Origin of the sequence: Okeania sp. SIO2F4, assembly GCF_010672385.1 — a bacterium.
Taxonomy (GTDB): domain Bacteria; phylum Cyanobacteriota; class Cyanobacteriia; order Cyanobacteriales; family Microcoleaceae; genus Trichodesmium.
Map to the genome: position 1 here is coordinate 1 of NZ_JAAHGT010001255.1, position 2095 is coordinate 2095.

The window sequence follows — 2095 nt, forward strand, 5'->3', positions numbered from 1 at the left end:
TTTAGAATGATGGGAAATTAAGCAATTAAAAGAATAACTAATAATTAAATAACTAAACTAAAAAATCAGGAAAATTGGAATAAAAGAGAAATATTTTGGCGACACCTAACAAATTGTTCTACAGCTTTAGCAGATATTTTAGATAAGATGGTGCGCTATGATTATCGCGAACGTTACCAGTCAGCAGCAGAAGTTATAGCGGATTTAAAAGAAATTAGCAATAATCCAAATCAAACTATAGATAACAGGGAAATTTATCGAGAAGAGATTGTTCGTCGGGCTAGCTATCGAGGAGATATTTCTATTGTGGGAAGAGGAATTTTAGATGAACTACGAGAAAGTTTAGAACTCTCACAAGAAGAAACGGAAATAATTGAGGATGAGGTATTAAACCCTTACCGTAAATATCAGGAGAAAGGAGAAAGATACGAACAAACATTACGAGCTGCAATTCAACAAGAATATCCCTTGAGTCATGAAACTCGTGAAGAGTTAGAATGCCTACAACAAATTTTAGGACTTACTCAAGAGGATATAGAATTAATAGAAGACAGAGTAATACCTAAATCTATACTTATAAAATTCAAAAAAATATTGCTCAATAACTCTCAAAAATTATCTATTAACAGGTGGTTAATTGTAGTAATTATTTCTATTGTTATTGTAGTAATATTTGCTATTTATGGATATATTAAATTTCAAAATTATAATCAAATGTTGCAACAGCAAGCATTAGAAAAAGAACAAAAAGAAGCTGCACAATTAAATTTATTGAGAAACTTATATACAGAGCGAAATTATGAAAATTGCATCAGTAAAACAACTCTAATTAGTGAAAAATCGAATATTTTTGCTGAAGCTCAGGATATTTTACAAAAATGTAAACAAGGTAAAAATTGGCAGAATTATCAAGTAGAAGATTTATCTCAATATTCAGCTGCTGTTGGTACTGTTGTATTTAGTCCAGATGGAAAAATGCTAGCTACTGGTAGTAGAGAGACAACAGTAAAAATTTTAGAAATACCCACAGGAAAAGTTATCAACACATTTCGTGCGGATGATTCTCCAATTTGGTCAGTTGCTTTTAATACTGATGCTACTCAATTAGTTGCAGGTACTTATGATTGGAGAGTAATTGTCTGGAATTTGGAAACAGGAGAACCATTTCATGTTTTTGAACATCGAGCACCTATTTGGTCAGTTGCTATGAGTCCTGATAATGAAATAATTGCTAGTTCTAGTGGAGATAGAACGGTAAAAGTTTGGGATTTAAAAACAGGTTTCTTAATTTTTAATTTCCCAGATCACTCAGATATAATTTATTCTATTGCTATTAGCTCTGATGGGAAAATATTGGTTAGTGGTAGTGCAGACCAAACTATAAAAATTGAAGATTTAGATACAGGAGAATTAATTAATACATTAACTGGACATCAAGGAGTTATTAGGTCTGTTAAGATTACTCCAGATGGCGAAAAAATAGTTAGTGGTAGTTATGATAATACAGTTAAAATTTGGGATTTAAAAACAGGAAAGTTAATCAAAACTCTATCTGGTCATACTGCTGAAGTTGTATCTGTTGATATTAGTCAAGATGGTCGGTATATTGCTAGTGGCAGTAAGGATAATAGTATTAATATATGGGATTTAGATACAGGGGAATTGCTGAATACTTTAACCGGACATACAGATGAGATTTATACAGTTAGTTTTAGTCCTGATGGTAATAGTATTGCTAGTGGTAGTAAAGACCGAACTATTAAACTTTGGCGACGATAGTAATTGAAGAAGGAAGAAGGAAGAAGGAAGAAGAAAGAAGGAAGAAGGAAGAAGAAAGAAGGAAGAAGGAAGAAGGAAGAAGTAAAGTAGATTAGTCTATAGATTAATACCATTTTGATAAATGTTGACTACGAATCTTTATTCCCTATTCTCTATTCCCTAGTTAGAAGAGCGAGAAATAGAACAGGATAAAAAGGTAAAATCTCAGCCATGATCATATTCACCATCTCCCAATATTTATAGCCGTTTTCATAAATATAGAATACAACTATCAGGACTGTAATTTATCAAACTTCAAACATACCTGTTTTTCTCA

At 31.7% G+C, this 2095-nt stretch carries 1 protein-coding gene; it reads left to right on the forward strand.

The genetic code is table 11. The features are described from left to right. The first annotated feature begins 147 nt into the window (after nt 1–147). The gene (locus F6K22_RS39430) at nt 148–1779 is read left to right on the forward strand and encodes a WD40 repeat domain-containing protein (protein ID WP_293110468.1); all 1632 of its coding nucleotides are present in this window, start codon (nt 148–150) and stop codon (nt 1777–1779) included. Nucleotides 1780–2095 lie beyond the last annotated feature (316 nt).